General features: G+C 58.9%; 14 protein-coding genes and 1 pseudogene. 6 read left to right on the forward strand and 9 right to left on the reverse strand.

Annotation, left to right across the window (positions count from 1 at the left end; all coding sequences use genetic code 11):
* The first annotated feature begins 8 nt into the window (after nt 1–8).
* The 3 genes from flgK to ACOQFT_RS05090 are packed head-to-tail and all read left to right on the forward strand — an operon-like array spanning nt 9 to nt 3,561.
* Nucleotides 9–1,460, forward strand: a complete 1,452-nt coding sequence (flgK, locus tag ACOQFT_RS05080; protein WP_421596958.1) for a flagellar hook-associated protein FlgK — start codon at nt 9–11, stop codon at nt 1,458–1,460.
* A gap of 2 nt (nt 1,461–1,462) precedes the next feature.
* Entirely contained in the window at nt 1,463–2,470 is a 1,008-nt protein-coding gene (locus tag ACOQFT_RS05085) for a flagellin (RefSeq protein WP_421596959.1), read from the forward strand.
* The gene (locus tag ACOQFT_RS05090; protein ID WP_421596960.1) at nt 2,467–3,561 is read left to right on the forward strand and encodes a flagellar basal body P-ring protein FlgI; all 1,095 of its coding nucleotides are present in this window, start codon (nt 2,467–2,469) and stop codon (nt 3,559–3,561) included. The genes ACOQFT_RS05085 and ACOQFT_RS05090 overlap by 4 nt, the downstream gene beginning before the upstream one ends.
* A 37-nt stretch (nt 3,562–3,598) precedes the next feature.
* On the opposite strand, the gene ACOQFT_RS05095 is transcribed toward ACOQFT_RS05090, so the two are convergent.
* The 8 genes from ACOQFT_RS05095 to ACOQFT_RS05130 form a co-directional block, all read right to left on the reverse strand.
* Nucleotides 3,599–4,243: a DUF1523 family protein gene (locus tag ACOQFT_RS05095; RefSeq protein ID WP_421596961.1), complete on the reverse strand. Its 645-nt coding sequence runs from the start codon at nt 4,241–4,243 to the stop codon at nt 3,599–3,601.
* 10 nt (nt 4,244–4,253) lie between these two features.
* Nucleotides 4,254–4,520 (reverse strand): hypothetical protein, encoded by a 267-nt coding sequence (locus ACOQFT_RS05100; RefSeq protein ID WP_421596962.1) that lies wholly within the window; start codon nt 4,518–4,520, stop codon nt 4,254–4,256.
* 1 nt (nt 4,521) lies between these two features.
* Entirely contained in the window at nt 4,522–5,859 is a 1,338-nt protein-coding gene (locus tag ACOQFT_RS05105; RefSeq protein ID WP_421596963.1) for a DUF6638 family protein, read from the reverse strand.
* A 294-nt stretch (nt 5,860–6,153) separates the two neighbouring features.
* Nucleotides 6,154–6,711, reverse strand: a complete 558-nt coding sequence (locus ACOQFT_RS05110; RefSeq protein ID WP_421596964.1) for a hypothetical protein — start codon at nt 6,709–6,711, stop codon at nt 6,154–6,156.
* A gap of 7 nt (nt 6,712–6,718) precedes the next feature.
* Nucleotides 6,719–8,650, reverse strand: a complete 1,932-nt coding sequence (locus ACOQFT_RS05115) for an ATP-binding protein (RefSeq protein ID WP_421596965.1) — start codon at nt 8,648–8,650, stop codon at nt 6,719–6,721.
* Nucleotides 8,651–8,743: 93 nt separating this feature from the next.
* A complete protein-coding gene (locus tag ACOQFT_RS05120) occupies nt 8,744–9,862 on the reverse strand; it encodes a hypothetical protein (RefSeq protein ID WP_421596966.1) in 1,119 nt (372 codons plus the stop codon).
* On the reverse strand, nt 9,855–10,232 hold the full coding sequence (locus ACOQFT_RS05125) for a hypothetical protein (RefSeq protein WP_421596967.1): 378 nt from the start codon (nt 10,230–10,232) through the stop codon (nt 9,855–9,857). Before ACOQFT_RS05125 ends, ACOQFT_RS05120 begins: the two co-directional genes overlap by 8 nt.
* A gap of 21 nt (nt 10,233–10,253) precedes the next feature.
* Nucleotides 10,254–11,333 (reverse strand): hypothetical protein, encoded by a 1,080-nt coding sequence (locus ACOQFT_RS05130; protein ID WP_421596968.1) that lies wholly within the window; start codon nt 11,331–11,333, stop codon nt 10,254–10,256.
* Between the two features lie 270 nt (nt 11,334–11,603).
* Between ACOQFT_RS05130 and ACOQFT_RS05135 the strand changes: the two genes are divergently transcribed.
* From ACOQFT_RS05135 to ACOQFT_RS05145, 3 genes and pseudogenes are all read left to right on the forward strand, one after another.
* Nucleotides 11,604–13,079 carry an NAD-dependent succinate-semialdehyde dehydrogenase gene (locus ACOQFT_RS05135; RefSeq protein WP_421596969.1) on the forward strand — a complete coding sequence of 492 codons (1,476 nt, stop codon included), beginning with the start codon at nt 11,604–11,606 and terminating at the stop codon, nt 13,077–13,079.
* A 114-nt stretch (nt 13,080–13,193) separates the two neighbouring features.
* Nucleotides 13,194–14,048 (forward strand): annotated as a pseudogene (locus tag ACOQFT_RS05140) (hypothetical protein); the annotation flags it as partial.
* A 173-nt stretch (nt 14,049–14,221) separates the two neighbouring features.
* Nucleotides 14,222–14,881 carry a hypothetical protein gene (locus ACOQFT_RS05145; protein ID WP_421596970.1) on the forward strand — a complete coding sequence of 220 codons (660 nt, stop codon included), beginning with the start codon at nt 14,222–14,224 and terminating at the stop codon, nt 14,879–14,881.
* Nucleotides 14,882–14,969: 88 nt separating this feature from the next.
* Here ACOQFT_RS05145 and ACOQFT_RS05150 read toward each other — a convergent pair whose 3' ends face one another.
* On the reverse strand, nt 14,970–15,437 hold the full coding sequence (locus ACOQFT_RS05150; RefSeq protein ID WP_421596971.1) for an Hsp20 family protein: 468 nt from the start codon (nt 15,435–15,437) through the stop codon (nt 14,970–14,972).
* Between the last annotated feature and the right edge of the window lie 102 nt (nt 15,438–15,539).

Raw genomic sequence — 15,539 nt, forward strand, 5'->3', positions numbered from 1 at the left:
GCTGTCCGATGAATATGACGACGGCATTCAACAACGCAGTAAGCGGTCTGACGGCCGCGGGCCGGGGCACGTCGGTTGTGTCGGACAATATCGCCAACGCGCTGACCCCCGGCTTTGCCCGCCGGTCACTGGAGCTGACGACGAATACGATCTCGGGCCATGGGGTGCGAACCGTTGGCGTGGTGCGCAACCAGGACCCGGTCCTGACCGCCAATCGCCGCGTCACCGACGCGGATCTGGCGTACCAAACCGCTGTTTCCAGCTTTCACGCCGGGGTCGAGGGTTTCATCGGCACGGCTGACGATCTTTCATCCCTCGCCGCCCGGCTGGCCGATTTCGACAGCAGCCTGATCACGGCGGCCAGTCTACCGGACTCGTCCGAGCGGCTGGACCAGGTCGCCCGCACCGGTCGCGATCTGGCCAACAGGATCAATTCCGCCTCTGAAGGCGTGCGGCAATTGCGATCGGACGCGGACCGCACCATTGGCACGCAGGTGGACAGTCTGAACCAGACCCTCAGGGATATCGAGAAGCTGAACGCCAAAATTCCCTCGGTCAAACACTCGGGCGGTGACATCGGTGCCTTGCTGGATCAACGGCAGGTTCTGATCGATCAAGTCAACGCATTGGTGCCGGTCAACGCGGTGCCACGGGCAAACGATCAGGTCTCGCTGTATTCCGATGGCGGCCTTATCCTGCTGGAAGGCACCGCGGCGCAGTTCGCCTTTACCACCACTGGCGACACCAAGCCCCACTTGACGGTCGGCAACGGCCTGCTGTCGGGGTTGGAGATGAACGGCAATCCGGTGCGCACCAGTGGCGACAGCGCCCAGATACGCGGCGGCGCACTGATGGCGCAGTTCCAGATCCGCGATGAATTGGCGGTTGAAGCACAGGCCAATCTGGACTCGGTTGCCCGTGACCTGATCGAACGGTTCGAAACACCTGGTCTGGACCCCACCGCGCTGCCTACGGATGCAGGCCTGTTCACCGACGCCGGTAACCGGTTCGATGCGACGGCCCCGGCGGGTCTGGCCTCGCGCATCAGCCTGAACGTGATTGTCGACCCCGACAATGGCGGCGGCAGCTGGCGGCTGCGCGACGGTCTGGGCGCGGCGGCGCCCGGCGATCCGGGTGATGCCACGCAGTTGCAGGCCTTCGGCGCCATTCTCAGCGACGCGCGCCCTGTCGCCGGTTCGCCTTTTGGCACCGGTGCCATGCGCGCCTCCGACCTGACCGAGGCGCTTTCGTCGAAATCCGGCGCAAACGCCCACATGGCCAGCCAACGCCTGACTTTCACCAACAGTGCCCAGCTGGAAATGGCCCGGATCGAGGCCGAAGACGGCGTCGACACGGATCAGGAACTGCAACGTCTGATGGAGATCGAGCAGGCCTATGCCGCCAATGCCCGGGTCATCTCGGTTGTGGATGAATTGATGAATACTCTGTTGAGGTTGTGATGATGAATTTGACGTCTATCGGTGATCTGGCGCGGGGCATGACATTGAAGACCCGCTCGGCTGAGTTGAAAACCCAGATAGAAACCCTGTCGTATGAGATGTCCACCGGCAAGGTTCAGGACGTGTCCGGGCGATTGGATGGCGATTACTCGCACCTGCTGGATCTGGATCGCAGCCTGTCGCGGCTGGGCGCCTATAAGGTGTCCACGGCCGAGGCCGGGCTGTTCACCGATGCCATGCAGCTGAGCCTGACGACAATCGATGACTCTGTCAGCGAATTCACCGCATCCCTGCTGTCTTTTGGCACGTCGAACCAGGCGGTCAGCCATGAAAACGCGTCCGTGCAAGCCCGTAACGAGCTGGATACGATCATTTCGGCGCTGAACACGCGGGCCGGCGGGCGCAGCCTGTATTCCGGGGTCGCAACGGACGTTTCCCCCTTGCCCTCGACCGACACGCTGCTGACTGCGCTGGAGGCTGAGCTGACCGGACATGCCACAGTGTCGGATATCCGGCAGGCGGCAGAGGATTGGTTCAACGACCCGGCCGGGTTTCACGCGGTGATCTATCAGGGCTCCGGCACCGCCTTGGCGGCGATGCAGATTTCCGAGAATGAAAGCGTCCGTATTCCCATCACGGCAACGGATCCTGCGATCAAGGACGTGTTGCGGGATATTGCCGTTGCGGCGCTGGTGTCGGACGATGGGCTGAACCTGCCTCGCGATCAGCGCACGGCGTTGTTCACGCAATTGGGCGTCGATCTGGCCAATACCCAGAATGAAATCGTCAATCTGCGCGGGCAGGTGGGGGCGGCCGAGGCGCGGATCGAACAGGCCGCCACGCGCAACAGTGCGGCGCAGACCAGCCTGGAATACAGCCGGAACAAGCTGATTGCAGCGGATCCGTATGAAACCGCCGCGCAGTTGCAAACCGTGCAGTTCCAGTTGGAAAGCCTGTATTCCGTCACCGTTCGCAACGCGAACCTGTCCTTGGTGAATTTCCTGAGATGAAACTCCTTGTTTTCCTGTTGATGCTGCTGCCCGGGATCGCCTCGGCCGGTGCGATCCGCCTGAAGGACCTTGTGGACTTCGACGGGGTGCGCGGGAATGATCTGGTGGGCTATGGCCTTGTGGTCGGGTTGAACGGCACCGGCGACGGTTTGCGCAACTCGCCCTTCACCGAAGAGATCATGTCGAACATCCTCGAACGGCTGGGCGTCAATGTGAACGGTGAGGATTTTCGCCCCAAGAACGTGGCGGCGGTGTTGGTCACCGCCAGCCTGCCGCCCTTTGCGCGGGTCGGCGGGCAGATCGACGTGTCGGTGTCTGCCATTGGTGATTCCAAGAGCCTGCTGGGTGGGACGCTGATCATGACACCGTTGAATGCCGCCGATGGGCAGATCTATGCGGTGGCGCAGGGCACGGTTCTGGCTGGCGGCGCCGTGGCCGAGGGCGAGGCCGCCTCGGTCGTGCAGGGGGTTCCGACCTCTGGCGTGATCCCCTCGGGCGCGCGGGTGGAGCGGGAGATCGACTTTGACCTCTCGACCCTGACGCAAATGCGGCTGGCCCTGCGCGAACCGGATTTCACCACCGCCAGCCGCATCGAGGTCGCGATCAATACCGAGTTCAACCGGGCGGTGGCGATCATGCGCGACTCCGGGACGGTCGAGCTGAATATCGCGGCAACGCAGGCGATCTCGACGGCACATGCACTGGGCCGGATCGAGAATATTCTGGTCGAGCCCGAAACCAAGGCCCGCGTGGTCGTCGATCAGCGTTCGGGGACAATCGTTATGGGGCAAGAGGTTCGGATTTCGCGCGTGGCGGTATCCCAAGGCAATCTGACCCTGACGGTCGAGGAATCGCCGATCGCAGTCCAACCCAACCCGTTTGCGCGCGGAGAAACGGTTGTGGTTCCCCGCACATTCGCCGGGATCGAAGAGGAAGAAGGCACCGGACTGGCGGAAATCCCCGAGGCCACCACCCTGTCCGAGGTCGTGGCGGGCCTGAATGCGCTGGGTGTCTCGCCCCGCGACATGATCGACATTCTGAAAACGATCAAGGCCGCCGGTGCGCTACACGCGGAATTCGTGGTCAGATAACGGAAGTCGCAGGGGCCAGGGGCTGACGCCCCTGTCCTCACTTGGATTTCCAACTGTCCAGCCACCGGCGAAATCCGTTGCGTTTCTCTTCAATCGCGTCGCCTGCTGCATAAAAGCCGTCCTCGACATTTTCCAGCATCGGGTCGATTTTAGCCTGCCGGAACCTGCGCCAGCGCACCCAGATCGCCCAGACGATAGCAAAGAAGACGGTCAGAAAGAGGATGTTGAACCAGGGAATGATCCGGACATCCGGCCCCTCCACATGTTTGATGGAAACGGCATTGGGAAAGATCGACATGAATTCATTCCGCCACCCGTAATGTGTCACGACCACCCAATCCGGATCATCTTTGTCCGAAATCGCGTCATTGGCCTCGGTATACAGGTTCGCGGTGTCGAATTTGAAGTAGGGTGGCCAGCCCCAGCTCGTATCCTCATTGCGGTAGACGATCGGCTTGCCATTGGCGCGCACAGCCTGGATGAACTGCACGTCGCGGTTTGACAGGCTGGTCGACTGATCGTCCGGCTCGGACCAGAAAATACGGGTCCAGTCGTTCAAATCCTGCCGCTCTTCATAGGTGTTGACGATCCGCACGATGTCGCGCTGCGGCAGAGAATATTGCAGGATCACGGCAATCGCGCCCCAGAAGATGATAATGAACGCCCATTTCAAATAGGCCATGCCGTAACCCTCACATGTAGTTCACGATATAGATCAGCGCGCCAATCGCCACCCAAGGCACAATATAGACACCCAGGATCAGTTTACGCCGGAAAGAATTGTCATAGACGTGCAGGCCACGTTCGACAAACGCGGCCTTGTTGCCGGTTTTGCCCTTTTCGTCCCACCAGGTTTCCAGCTTACGGCGCCGGACACCGCGCGAATAGAACGAGAGCGCGAAAAAGGCGATCGTCTGGATGACGAAAAGGATCAGAAACAGGCGTATCGCTCCGAACATCTCAACCCCTCCTCAACGCGCCCCAGGGCCCGACCCGCGCGACCACCGCTTCGCCGACCCGGTCATTGCCGCTCATGTCCGGTTCATGACCGAACAAAGCGGCGCGGGCACCGGCCTTGTCCACCTGATACTCGCGCGCGAGGAAGTCGGCAACATAGGCTTTTTTGGCCTCGGGCCAGGTGGAATAGGTACTGTAGAACAATTCCTTATGGCAGATGAACATCTGGCGCGGGTCCAGCGGGGCCAGTTCGGCCAACAGCATGTTCACCAGATCACGGTCGGGCATATCCGCCGCACGCAGCGTATAAAAATAGGCCGGATGCTCCGAGGTGATGCGCGGCCACGGTCCGCCATCGCTGGCCCAGCGCAGCAATTGGGCCAACCCGTGAAAAGCGTCAGGCAGGCGGTCTGCATGATTCCGGGCCAGACGACGCATATCGCTGCGGTCCAGACCAGTCAGGTCGACACCCGCGTCTGCGGCGGCGTGGACGGTCAGAAAATCCATCTTTTGCTGCAGAACGGCGGCCGCGTTCACGCCGCGCGCCTCGATGATCGTTTCGACCAGATTGTTGTCGTTCAAGAAGGCCGCAATCCGGTGCCGTTGCGTTGGATCGAACACGTGCTCGATCGGCATGTCATCAGGCCGGTCACCCATGCAAACCGCGGCCGGATAGTCCAGATCGGGAAACAGGTAGAGGCCACCGAAATGCGCCGTCCAGAAGTTGCGCTGCTCAAACGCTGTGTGGCGCAGGTGGACGGGGTTGCGGGTGACGTCGCCGGTTTCCCTGGCGGTTTCGATCATCCTGGCGATCAGCACATCGTCGAACCAGGCGTCCTCTTCGGTCTTGAACCGTTCGACCATGCCCGCCAGTTGCTCGGCCTTGCGCAGGGTGCCGCCGACCGTGTCGGCCTCAATCTCGATCTTGCGCAGGTTCAGCAGATCGCGCGGTGTGGTGAGTTTGAAAACCGAGTTCACCAGCTCTCCGGCCACCGCATCGGTGGCGGTCAGGGCAAACAGCTGCGCCTCGTTCATCTCGATGAATTCCCGCAGGATATCGCGCGAGGTCGAGAATTTGACGTTCAGCAGAGGCGCACGTTTCTGTTCAGTCGTCAGCAGGATGAACTGCCGATTGACGCCGTTGGGATTGAGGTAGAGCGGGTCGTCCAGCTCAATCCCCACCTCGGGCGAATAGCCCGAGATATCGATATGGAAATCCGTCAGCGCCGTGGTCCTGCCCGCCAGATGCTGCAGCGCGCGGTTATACCGCTCGACCAGAGCCGGGCTGGAGATGTGGACGAGATTGCCGAACATCAGGCCTTTTTCGATGAGGCGGATCATTTCTCATTGCCCCTAGGCGCACTCCAAAATTCGGATGTGTTTAGCAATTTCTCCAAATTATGAAGCAACTTTTCTACATTCAGAGCGGTCAGTCTTGCTTTTTGGCTTTCCGACAAACGAGGCTTCATTTCAACGAGTTCCCTTAGTTTTTCCACCACTGCACAGTAGTTTTCTCGATCTTCAGGTGATTCGATGATGAAACCGCATTCAAAATATTGAAAAATTTCAGATATTTGGAGCAGCGAATTTCCCGCTATTTGTTGTACACATCTATCGACACTGTGGTCTGATGGATTAACGTGGTGCAACGCACTTTTGTGACCAGTAGTGGCGGTTTTTTTTGTCCTCAGATACACGATGATATCGCCAAGTCTCAAAACTACCCTCGTGACAATGAATCACAAAGTTTTCGAGCAACTGGTCTAAGAGATCCTTAGCTGCGTTTTGCGACCTCTGCTTCTGGACGGTCTCTGATGCTTCGGCCTGAGCACTCATCGCGCGCGCCATATCCTGGGTAGCTTTTCGCTGTTCCCCCATTTCAAGCCTAGTAAGGCGCAATTCTTCACGTTGCGCAGCAAGCTCCTGACTCTGAAGCCAAACAGTTATGATAATCCAAAGAAACGCTAAAACACCCGCGATGCCCGCAAAGGTGTCCCCGATCTCATTCGCGGGTGAAACTAGCAATGCGAATAGTCTCAAGTTCCACCCGCCCGCCTCCGTATGCTGAGGAAGAAGCGCCAAGAATACGACTATTGTGAGAAACACCTTTGTGAGTGCCTTGCCGACTTCCAACGGATGTTCGCTAGCAATGCCCGAACGAATGGATTGCCACTGGAGTTTCAACCGCTTCATAGGTGCTTCACCCTTTCCCCTCCAGATACCGCCGCTTGGCCTCTTCCATCCGGCCCATCTCACGGACGGCATTCTCGATGGCGACCTCGTCGCTCTTGTCGGCATAGCGGAATTCGCTGTCGGCGTAGCGGTTGATCTCTTGCATCACCATCTCGACCGTGATCGGCTGGCGCAGATCCTCGATCATGGCCTTCTTGGTGTCGTAGTCGCGGAACAGGAACAGGTCGGGGTTTTCCATCCACTCGTCAGGCAGTTCGAAATCCATTGCGCGGACCTTGACCGCGTCGGTGATGTTCTTGATCGCGCGGCCGGTAAAGCGCTCATCCGCCTGTTGGATCGCCTTGAGATAGGTGCCCAGCTTGGCAATCGTGTCCATCTGGCCGATCTCGCCGGAGACCCGGTCATAGACCTGCAGCAAGGCGTCCTCATGCGGGCGGGAATGGCTTTCGAAACTGGCGGCGACGGCCTTTTTGATCTCCTGCGCGGCATAGGCGTCGTGTTCGCCTAAGGGTATGTCGTGGTTGCGGCCCATCAGCAGGTGCAGGATGTCGATGTAATCCTCGCGCGTCTGCGGCCCGTCGACAAGGAACCGCGCGCCTGCACGCTGGCGCAGGGCGTCGTCCACATTCTCGGGGTAGTTCGAGAACATGCCAAAGGTGCAATTGCCGCGCACGACGGTGTTGGCGCCCGCAAAGCTCTCCATCAGCACGGCGGTGATTTCCAGTTGTCCGGCTGATGACTGCCGGTCACCACGTTTGCCCGCCAACTGGTCGATATCGTCGATGGTGCCGAAGCCTATGACCGAGGGGTCGATGATCGTGTTGATAAACGCCTTGGCGTTCTGGCCGGACTTGCCCTGATAGCTGTCGATATTGTCGGTGCTCAGGTTCTGATAGCGGAACGGATAGCCCGCGTTCTGGCAGTAATCGTTGATCAGCCCGGCCATCATCTGGATCAGGGTGGTCTTGCCGGTGCCCGGCTTGCCGTCGCCCATGAAGGTAAAGATGAACCCGCCAAGCTCGGCAAACGGGTTCAGGCGGCGGTCGAAATCATAAGCCATCACCATCTTGGCAAGCTTCATCGCCTGGTATTTGGCGATATGGTTACCCACCACCTCGTTCGGTTTCTTGAACGTCATGGTCAGGGTGGTGGATTTGGCCTTCGATGCCGGCTCAAAACCCCGGATCGTCAGGTCGTCGGCCTCGATATGCCAGGCGGCGTTCTGGAACGGGGCCAGATGGCCTGCGGATTGCGCACGCAGGGCGGCCTTCTCCATCAGTTGCTCGGCATAGGCGCTGGTGGCGGCGATCAGATGCGCGTCGTCGGGGGCGTGTTTGGCAAGGGTCTGGTCCAGCTCCCACAGCGCCCCGTGCAGGGCGAGTTGGCCATTGTCAGTCAGAACCTCTTCGATCTCCCCAATGTCCACCGTCGTTTCACCCAGATGCGAGGACACCAGATAGGCCAGTGCATTGCCAAACGTGTGCGATGTGATCAGAGCTTCGGCCGTCAGTAATCCCGAAAACTCGGACTTTCGGGCAGCAGGCAAGTCCCCGGCCAGATTGGCGCGCTTCAGGTCGGCCAACGGGGTCTGCTCTGCATAAGCCTCGGCCACAGCCAGAGCAATTGCAATGGCGCGGCGAATGGCCTGCTGCGTGGTGGCCTGCGGCGGCGAGACCAGCGCATCGCCGTCATCCGAGGCCTCGATCCGCTCGACCAGGTGCACCCCGTCAGCCCGCGCAGTGCGCCGCGTCACCAATCCCGGCGTCGTGGACCGGAATCGGCGCCCCGTGGATACGCCCGGCGACCGCTCAACCGCCGCCTCAACCACCTTGGCAATCCGCGGCGCATGTTCAAACCCGTTCAGCATGGCAGTCGCCGCCGGATAGTGTTTGCGAATATCCGCCTCGCGCAATTCCATCTGATCTGACGTCAAACTCATCTCAATAACCGCCCTTGCTTCATCTTTTCAAAAATACTCTCGTTGCGTTGCCCGACGGGACCCGGAATGGGTCCGTTAGGGGAGGCGAAAACCTTAATACCTCAACACCTGCCCGCTCTTACTGACCACGAACTTGCGCACATCGGCAAAGCCCGGCGGGTTGCGCTCGGCCAGCACCTGAAACGGGCGCTGAGGCAGAATGATCGACCTTTGGGTGCGCGTAGCCCCGGTTTCGGCCCCTTGCCCGCCGAACGGGTCCAACGCAAAAACCTCGCGCTCGACGGTCGAGAACCACCCGGCGCGCTCTTCGATCACCTCTTCGCTTTCCAACTCCTCTGTGGTCCAGGCCAAAGCCCAATCCTGCCCTTGCGGAGATTGCGCGTCCTCCAGAACCTGCCGCAGCGGGCCGGATTGCTCGGTATAGGCCGAGGAATACATCGGCCCCACGTGGATGCGGCGCAGATGTTTGGGGTGCAGGTCGTCGAAATCCTGATCGAAGCCCTTGGCAATCGTCACCAGTTTCAACCCACCCAAAGACTGCGCCATCAGATGCGCCTGCACCTCGGGCCAGCGGCGCTGGTCTTTGGGCAGGGCCGTCTTACCGCTGTCTTCAAGCTGCAACAGGTAGATGACCGGCAGGTTGATCTGGCTGTCATAGACCGCCCAGTGGATCATGAACCTGCGCCGCTCGCCTTCGTTGCCGATCCAGTGGCACTCGGGATCATTGCGGGCCCAGAACAGCTGACCTTTCAGCAATTCCTCGTAATAGAGCCTTTGCGACAGCGCGAATTGCAGCTTGGTGGGGATTTCCCGGTCGCTGATGATCGTCCGCACCATGTCGGATTTCAGATCATCTTCCGAGGGCATATTCGCCAGATGCACCTGCGCCTGCTGCGCGTCATTGGCCATGGTCAGCAACTCGGCCGCCACCGGAAACCCGCTGTCGCGCTTGTCCATGGCAAGGCTGCCAAAGAACCGTCCCGTATCGCGCCCAACCAGCAGGTATTTCATGGAAAGCGCGCGGAAGGTGTAGAGCAGCCCCGAGAGGTAACGCGATACGATCCGCACCTCTTGCTTGCTGATCGCGCCCTCAGCCTCCATCGTCGCGGCCACGCGCAGGAGGTGGACGGTGATTACCTCGAATTTGCGAAAATAGCGGCGCGAGGCGAAAGTGTCGGTCAGACCGACATGGTCTTGGGTGGGGTCAGTCATAAGCTCTTTCGCGTTCCAAAGCTTGTGCTACTTCACGATGCAAAAAAGGCCATTTCCCTCTTTCGCTGTGCTTTGCCATAGGATCGCCAAGAATTTGTTTGCCGAACCAAGTTCCGAGTTTGATCCCTAGTATCCACTCAAACAGACTTAGATACTTCCAGAAAACCCACAGAAACAATGGCAGGAACACATTGAACAACCAAACCCAAAGCCATGCTAAAATTGGCATTGCTAGCCCGATGGCAGATACGATCTGAATGAGCTGCCAATTGACTGTTCCCGCAGATTGGTAAGTCGCGAAACCAATAATCAAGCAGGTTAGTCCGGTCAGTGACAAGACCGTTGCGAACAATAGAGTAGTCGTTTTCATATCGGCTTCCGACCCTCTACCTCACCCTCCATACAAATTCTTATCATGCTTCTCGACAATCGAGGCAAACCGGCGGGCAAAGCGTTCGTCCGCCTTGGCCTTTTTCTCCAGCACATCGCGGGCAAAGACCATGTGGTCCTCATGCGCCTCAAGCATGTCGGCCATTTTCTGGTTGGTCGCGGTGCCGATGGCGGCCATGGCGGTTTGCGCCTCTTGATCCGTCTGCACGCCGATCTCGTTGATGCGGTGGGCCACGTCCTGCTGCTGCGCGGTTTTCAGCGATTTGGTCAGGGCGTCATACAGCACCACGCGCTGTTGCGTGTCTGTCTGCAGCTTGTTGATCAGCACCATCTGCGTCGCCGCCTGGTTCTGTAGCGAGTCGACCCAGGTTTTACCCTTTTCGATATAGCGCTCCAGCGTTTGCGACTTGGCCAGCTTGACCTGCTCTTCCTGAACCTTGGCGTTGTATTGCTTGTTCAGCTCGGCCAGTTCGGTCTCCAACTGAGTGCGCGCGGCGGCGTCCTGTTCGACGCTGATCTTGTTTTCCAGCGTGATGATGGTCGGGTCCATGCCCTGAATCTCGGCGCGCAGAGCCTCCAGCTCGGCCACGGTGGCCTCACGGTCGTCAAGCGTGCCGCTCAGATTGTCTTCGACCTTCACCCGCTGTTCTTCCAGCACCGACAATTGCCCTTCCAGCAGTTTTACGATGACGTCGGATTTGGCGATCAGGTCCTGCAGCTTGTCGTCAATATTGGCGGTGCGCATCCGCTCTTGCCGCATCGACTCGGATTTGGCCTTGGCGAAAATGCCGACAAAGCTCTCCCACCCGGTTTTCGAGCGCATCTCGTCGAAATCCTTGGAAAACGCGTTGGTGACATCGTCCAGCCCCATGATCAGCTCGGCGATGTTGGCGTTCATCACCTCGGTATGGGCGTGCACGTCTTCCAGCGTCGCGTTTTCGATGTCGATATCCGCCTCGGCCGTGCCGATTTTGGCGCGCGCAGCTTCGATCCGGCTCGTCAGCCCCTCGATCTGCGACTGGCTTTCCCGCACTTTGGTCTGCGTTTCCTGAATCAACGCTTCGAATTGCTGGTTCGACATCTCTGCTATCCCCTTTTTTCTTTAATTACCCAAAAGATAGGGAATGTTACGATGGTTTACATCCCCTCGGGTCCAAAATTCATCCAGACTTTGGCAAACTCATCACAAAAAAGATAGCGCCATGATGCCGCCGATTGCGATCTGTTGGACATCTGCAATTTCACCCTTTTGATCAAATCTGGATTGATCCGCGGGGCACAGTGGACATAGACAATCCAGACCCCAACTGATTGGGTGCACGCGAACCCTTTTCCTGCCGGAGGCCGACCCATGCTGGACGCAAAAACCGACCTGAAATCGATCCTGAAAAGCCCCGATCTGCTGGTGACCAAAGCCTATATCGGCGGGAGTTGGGTGGATGGCGACAACGGCACCTTTGCCGTGACCAACCCGGCCCGCGGCGATGTTGTGGCCGAGGTCGCCGATCTGAGCCGAGCGCAGGTGGCAGGGGCCATTGCGCAGGCCGAGGCGGCGCAAAAGGACTGGGCCAGGCTGACCGGCAAGGAACGCGCGGCGATCCTACGCCGCTGGTTCGATCTGATGATGGAAAACGCCGAGGATCTGGGCAAGATCCTGACCGCAGAACAGGGCAAGCCGCTGGCCGAAGCCGTTGGCGAGATCGGCTATGGCGCCTCGTTCATCGAGTTCTTCGGCGAAGAGGCCAAGCGGGTTTATGGCGAGACCATTCCCGGCCACCAACGCGACAAGCGGATCACCGTTCTGAAACAACCCATCGGGGTGGCGGCCTCGATCACGCCGTGGAACTTCCCCAACGCGATGATCACCCGCAAGGCCGCCCCCGCTTTGGCGGCGGGCTGTGCCTTTGTTGCCCGTCCGGCGGCGGAAACCCCGCTGTCGGCGCTGGTTCTGGCGTTTCTGGCCGAACAAGCCGGTGTGCCCGCGGGTGTGTTCAACGTCGTGCCCTCGTCGCGCTCCAGCGAGATCGGCAAGGAGTTCTGCGAAAACCCCGGCGTGCGGAAACTGACCTTTACCGGCTCGACCGAGGTGGGGCGAATTCTGCTGCGGCAGGCCGCCGATCAGGTGATGAAATGCTCGATGGAGCTGGGCGGCAACGCACCCTTCATCGTGTTCGACGATGCCGATCTGGATGCGGCCGTCGAAGGCGCGATGCTGTGTAAATTCCGTAACAACGGTCAAACTTGTGTCTGCGCCAACCGCATCTATGTTCAGGCCGGTGTCTATGACGCCTTCGCCGCCAAGCTGAAGGCCGCAACCGAGGCACTGCAGGTCGGCGATGGCCTGACTCAGGGCATCACCACCGGCCCGCTGATCAGTGATGAGGCCGTGGCCAAAGTGCGCGAACACATCACAGATGCCACCGAAAAAGGCGGCGTCGTCCTGACCGGCGGCCTGCCGCATGATCTGGGCGGCACCTTCTTTCAGCCCACCATCGTCACCGGCGTCACGCAAGAGATGAAAGTCGCACAGGAAGAAACCTTTGGCCCGCTGGCCCCGCTGTTCAAGTTCGAGGATGAGGATGACGTGATCGCCATGGCCAATGACACGATCTTTGGCCTGGCTTCGTATTTCTATGCCAAGGACCTGAGCCGCGTTTACAAGGTGGCCGAGGCTTTGGAATATGGCATCGTTGGTGTGAACACCGGCATCATCTCGACCGAACTGGGGCCGTTCGGCGGCGTCAAGCAATCCGGTCTGGGCCGCGAAGGCAGCCATCACGGCATGGAGGATTACCTCGAGATGAAATACATCTGCATGTCGGTCTGATCGCAACCGGCCACCATTCCGGTGGTGGCTGCGTTTGTCGCAAAACTGATGCCAAACTGCCCCACACCGCGTTGGTCCCGGTCCTTCCCCTCTCACATCCAACTGAGAGAGGGAATCCACAGATGTCGTTCGGCCGTCTGCCTGACATCTGCCCTTGCCCTGACCGCCTGTCAGGCCGTGGCAGATATGAATTTCAACCGAATTGCGTCTTTCCCGGTCTTCAAGAACATGACCGAGGGGGCGGATACAATCCGCGAGACCTCGCCCGAGATCATCGCGGCGATCGCAGATGGCATGACGCTGGTTTACACCTTGCCCGCGATATCGACCAAGATCAGCCTGCCCGACGGGGCGGTTGGACTGGACGGTATCGATGCCACCGATGAGCGTGGGGCGCTGATCTTTACCGACAGCCAGCCGGGCCGCCAGCGCCAGCCTGATGCGGTGAAATAGATCGACGATAATCACTTTGCCACCGCCAACGAAGGTGACTACCTGGGCTGCTCGCGCGGCTGGACGATCTTCCACAAGGACTGGGCGGTTGTTTACCAAAACGGCACCGATCCGGCGAATCCGGTTCTGAAACAGCTGGTGCCTTCGGGTTTTGGTCCGGAGGGTTATGTGGTGATCCCCGAGCGCAACCTGTTGATCTCCGCCAATGAAAATGACCTGATCGAAGATGGCGGTCCACGGGCGCATGTGTCGATTTTTGAGCATCAGGACGCCCCCGCTGCTTACCCGCATTTGACCTCGGAGGGCGCGGATGAGCTGATCGGATGGGGGCTCCGTCCGGTCTGGTCGCGGATGAAGACGGTATGATCTACTCAGTCAACGACAGCTTCTACGGCTTCCAGCCCTCGATCTTCTAGATCGACCCCAGCCCGCATCGTCGACGTGATCCGCATCCACTGCCAGGACGGCAACCCGGCGCAGAAGCTGGGCCTTGAAGGCATCACGCCGGACGGACAATGATGGCGTCGACGATGCCTCGGGCGAGACGATGTTCTGGTCGATCGGGTCAGTGACGGCTGGGAATTAGACAGATTAAAGATGAACTTGGAAGCATCGCTCGGAAACGGGCGGGCTTCCCTTTGTGGTTTGCGCATGGAAAGATACGAAAGCCGATTGAAGACAAAACAGAAATGTACAACCCAACAATAGACGTCATTGATCATTCGGATTTAAGCGAGATCATTCTTCCTGATGAACGCCTGATCTGGTCCGGTCACCCGGAGTACGGACAAAAATTCTTTCAACCAGTCGGTGCCGAACGGCTGCTGCACCTTTGCTTATTGCTCGGAGCTCTCGCAATGTGGAGCACGATCCCGTTTATTGAAGCTCGTGGCAACTTAGGCCGTGTGGATGCGTACGTAACATACACAGTTGTTACGATCGTTTTTCTGGGAATTTCATTCGGCACGGCCGCCCAAAGGCAGTATGTCCTTCAAAATCTAGCTTACTTCTTATCAAACAAGCGATCCATCATATGCCGTCGTGGCAGGAACTGGCGGTTGGGTAACCGGATATACGTCATCTCTTGCCCACACAGCGCTGCGTATCCATATGAAATGATAGAAAGCCGCCCTTATCCATCGCTTCAAATCGGTGTTTTGCTGTCGGAAGATCAAGTGCAGCCGTTTGGGCTTGGGCTGGCTCATCCCGGGCAACCTGTTTTGTGGGGACGGATAACTGCACCGATAGTTTTTGAGTACATTGCGGATGCAAAAGAGCTTCTGGAAGCCATTAGAAATTGCGCCCAAGAGAATACCAGTTACTCAGAAAACTCTGGACTCAACCTCTAACAAACAACGCCCCGCGCCTGGAGGTGCGCGGGGCGTGCAGTCTGCGACAGTCCAGAGAGGCGGGACTGTCGCTTTGGGGTCAACGGCCTCAGTTCACGGCTTTGGCGTCGAACACATCCTTTTCGATGGCCTGGGCCGAAGAAATCTCGATCCGGCGCGGTTTCAGGGCCTCGGGCACCTCGCGTTTCAGGTCGATGTTCAGCATGCCGTTTTCATGGCTCGCGCCGGTGACACGGACATGATCGGCCAACGCAAAGCGGCGCTCGAACGCGCGGGTGGCGATGCCACGGTGCAGGTAGCTGCGCTCTTTGTCCTCGGCGGCTTTCTTGCCGGCAACGATCAGCGCGTTTTCCTTCACTTCGACCGACAGGTCCTGTTCGGAAAAACCGGCGACAGCGACCGAGATGCGATAGGTGTCGACATCGGTTTTTTCAATGTTGTAAGGCGGATAGCTGGGTTGGGCCACGTCATTGGTCAGGACGCGATCCATCATGTCGGCGATCTGGTCGAACCCAATGGTGGCGCGGTGCAGCGGTGCAAAATCAAACGTACGCATATGTCATATCCTCATGTCTGAGCGATCTGTGTTTTGCCCTCCGTTCGGACGGGCGGTTCAGTCTGCCGGGCCCCGTTTGCGGCGACCCGGTACAAATCACAT

Origin of the sequence: Ruegeria sp. MALMAid1280 (assembly GCF_049195285.1) — a bacterium.
GTDB lineage: Bacteria > Pseudomonadota > Alphaproteobacteria > Rhodobacterales > Rhodobacteraceae > Ruegeria.

Coding starts and splice junctions, on each gene's coding strand:
- flgK (WP_421596958.1), top strand. CDS start 9: ATGAATATGACGACGGCATTCAACAACGCAGTAAGCGGTCTGACGGCC.
- ACOQFT_RS05085 (WP_421596959.1), top strand. CDS start 1,463: ATGAATTTGACGTCTATCGGTGATCTGGCGCGGGGCATGACATTGAAG.
- ACOQFT_RS05090 (WP_421596960.1), top strand. CDS start 2,467: ATGAAACTCCTTGTTTTCCTGTTGATGCTGCTGCCCGGGATCGCCTCG.
- ACOQFT_RS05095 (WP_421596961.1), bottom strand. CDS start 4,243: ATGGCCTATTTGAAATGGGCGTTCATTATCATCTTCTGGGGCGCGATT.
- ACOQFT_RS05100 (WP_421596962.1), bottom strand. CDS start 4,520: ATGTTCGGAGCGATACGCCTGTTTCTGATCCTTTTCGTCATCCAGACG.
- ACOQFT_RS05105 (WP_421596963.1), bottom strand. CDS start 5,859: ATGATCCGCCTCATCGAAAAAGGCCTGATGTTCGGCAATCTCGTCCAC.
- ACOQFT_RS05110 (WP_421596964.1), bottom strand. CDS start 6,711: ATGAAGCGGTTGAAACTCCAGTGGCAATCCATTCGTTCGGGCATTGCT.
- ACOQFT_RS05115 (WP_421596965.1), bottom strand. CDS start 8,650: ATGAGTTTGACGTCAGATCAGATGGAATTGCGCGAGGCGGATATTCGC.
- ACOQFT_RS05120 (WP_421596966.1), bottom strand. CDS start 9,862: ATGACTGACCCCACCCAAGACCATGTCGGTCTGACCGACACTTTCGCC.
- ACOQFT_RS05125 (WP_421596967.1), bottom strand. CDS start 10,232: ATGAAAACGACTACTCTATTGTTCGCAACGGTCTTGTCACTGACCGGA.
- ACOQFT_RS05130 (WP_421596968.1), bottom strand. CDS start 11,333: ATGTCGAACCAGCAATTCGAAGCGTTGATTCAGGAAACGCAGACCAAA.
- ACOQFT_RS05135 (WP_421596969.1), top strand. CDS start 11,604: ATGCTGGACGCAAAAACCGACCTGAAATCGATCCTGAAAAGCCCCGAT.
- ACOQFT_RS05145 (WP_421596970.1), top strand. CDS start 14,222: ATGTACAACCCAACAATAGACGTCATTGATCATTCGGATTTAAGCGAG.
- ACOQFT_RS05150 (WP_421596971.1), bottom strand. CDS start 15,437: ATGCGTACGTTTGATTTTGCACCGCTGCACCGCGCCACCATTGGGTTC.